General features: G+C 46.5%; 2 protein-coding genes and 1 pseudogene. 2 read left to right on the top strand and 1 reads right to left on the bottom strand.

The genetic code is table 11. The features are described from left to right. A pseudogene (locus DWV53_RS15225) lies at nt 1-256 on the bottom strand (DUF3408 domain-containing protein); the annotation flags it as partial. 397 nt (nt 257-653) lie between these two features. Between DWV53_RS15225 and DWV53_RS15215 the strand changes: the two are divergent. After that, the gene (locus DWV53_RS15215; protein WP_008656559.1) at nt 654-965 is read left to right on the top strand and encodes a helix-turn-helix domain-containing protein; all 312 of its coding nucleotides are present in this window, start codon (nt 654-656) and stop codon (nt 963-965) included. An 82-nt stretch (nt 966-1,047) separates the two neighbouring features. After that, entirely contained in the window at nt 1,048-1,356 is a 309-nt protein-coding gene (locus DWV53_RS15210) for a helix-turn-helix domain-containing protein (RefSeq protein WP_008628594.1), read from the top strand. Nucleotides 1,357-1,456: the final 100 nt, after the last annotated feature.

Genomic DNA, 1,456 nt, shown 5'->3' with positions numbered 1-1,456 from the left:
GCTTGCCACTGATGCGCTTCTGCGGATTCGGTGGCGATTGAACCTCGTTCGTAAGCTCGTCCTCCATGTTGGAGGTTGTTGCAGCCACATTCTCTGTCACAACTTCTAAATCGGAGTTCTCCACCTCTTCAAAGAAAGAGCTATGTTTTTGGGCATAGTCTTTACCATAAGTGGATGGGTGAAGCGAAGCCATCACCTCCTGTGTCATTTTCTCCTGCTGTTCAGGAAACATTTTCGTTTCTTTTGTTCTTGCCATAGCTTATGCTGTTTTATTTGTTAGTATAGTGGTCACGGTATGCACCATTGACCGATTGTCGGGTGCAAAGTAAGTGTACTGAGTGCAGCCATGCAACTGATTGGGTGTAACGTGGCAATTTAGTTGTGGCTTGCTTATTTGCATACCGAGATAGTTGTGAGAACTTCAACGTATTTCTCAACTCATCATTGTTCATGTATTCGTTGCAGTCGTGCAAGTTTTTCTTGTTGTTTTTGGCGTTGAAGTCGGCAAACCCCGGCAACATACTGCCACAGAAATTGAAAACGCTTGTTTTTAGATTGCCGTGCCTTATCTTTGCACTCACAAACGTGGAGCACAGCATATGCGTGGAGCTTTGCGACATATAACATAGTATTAACTTAGAAAAAAGAAAAGTATGGGATTCATCGTATTCGAGGAAGAGGCATTCAACTATCTTGATGCCCAGTTGGAGAACTTCGTGAAGCGCATGGACAGAATCCGTGAGCGCAGTGAGGACAAGACCATGAACAAGTGGCTCGACACGCAGGACGTGTGTCAGACGCTCAACATCTGCCCACGGACAGTGCAGACGCTTCGGGACAACGGAACTTTGGCTTATACGCAAATCAGCCACAAGACCTACTACAAGCCGGAGGACGTGATGGCTATCGTAGCAGTAGTGGAGGACAAGAAAAAGGACATGCGCTTTCGCAAGCGCACAGGTTAGGCTGTCAATATACAACAGCCACTTTATCCAATGCAGCAAGTAAACCGAGTAACGTAAGTATCAACAATAAAACGAGACAACTATGAGCAATGAAGTAATGACAAGAAACAGCGAGTGGATGAACCACATCGTGAACCACCTCAACCGAATGGTTGACAATTTTGAACGTGCCGTGATGAACTACCGCCCCATGCTTGGCGGTGAGCGGTTCATGACGGACAAGGAGCTTTGTGCCAGGCTGCAACTGAGCCGAAGAACCCTGCAGGACTACCGAAACAACGGTGTCATCCCGTATATCCAGCTTGGCGGAAAGATACTCTACCGCGAGTCCGACATTCAGAAGATTCTGATGGCTAACTATCGTGAGGCGTACAGAATGAAAGGTGTGTAGGAGAATGTCCTTGATTAGTGTGTGAAATGAACAAGGCGACAACGTATAACTTACCGAGTGTGGCTGTTATAGGTTGTCGCCTCGTTTTATTGGCTATACC

Origin of the sequence: Segatella copri, assembly GCF_003465495.1 — a bacterium.
Classification (GTDB): Bacteria; Bacteroidota; Bacteroidia; order Bacteroidales; family Bacteroidaceae; genus Prevotella; species Prevotella copri_G.
This window is presented reverse-complemented; position numbering and strand designations above follow the sequence as displayed.

Excerpts from the sequence above, each read along its gene's own strand:
- DWV53_RS15215 (WP_008656559.1), top strand. The coding sequence starts at position 654 with ATGGGATTCATCGTATTCGAGGAAGAGGCATTCAACTATCTTGATGCC.
- DWV53_RS15210 (WP_008628594.1), top strand. The coding sequence starts at position 1,048 with ATGAGCAATGAAGTAATGACAAGAAACAGCGAGTGGATGAACCACATC.